The organism is Shewanella sp. AS16, assembly GCF_021412365.1.
GTDB classification, from domain to species: Bacteria; Pseudomonadota; Gammaproteobacteria; order Enterobacterales; family Shewanellaceae; genus Shewanella; species Shewanella salipaludis.
The window spans coordinates 1-289 of record NZ_JAKCLK010000304.1 but is presented as its reverse complement, the minus strand read 5'-3'; the positions used below and the strand labels follow the sequence as shown (position 1 = coordinate 289).

Here is a 289-nt window from a genome sequence, read left to right as displayed (position 1 = left end):
CTACACTTAAAGCAATTGATTGTGACCCACGACAATGGATGGCTGCATTACTTACCAGCACCAACTCAAAAGTATTTGGTCAGCCAGCCTGGCTGGCGGCACACCTTAACGGTGATAGTGTCGCAGGAATACCATTAATGATCGCACTGAAAAATTATCACCGCCGCTCCCCGCAAGAAGTGGAAGCGTTGATGGCGTATTCCGGACTTTCGTTTGAGCATGCAATATGCCCCGTTTTGCCTCGCCACAATATACTTCCTGAGTATGATGATGATGGTGGGCAAAAATA

The 289-nt window shown here is 47.4% G+C and carries 1 protein-coding gene; it reads left to right on the top strand.

The features are described from left to right. Nucleotides 1-14: 14 nt before the first annotated feature. Nucleotides 15-289: DUF4034 domain-containing protein (locus LZP73_RS21610; RefSeq protein ID WP_442800782.1), on the top strand; the 275-nt coding region annotated here is incomplete at its 3' end.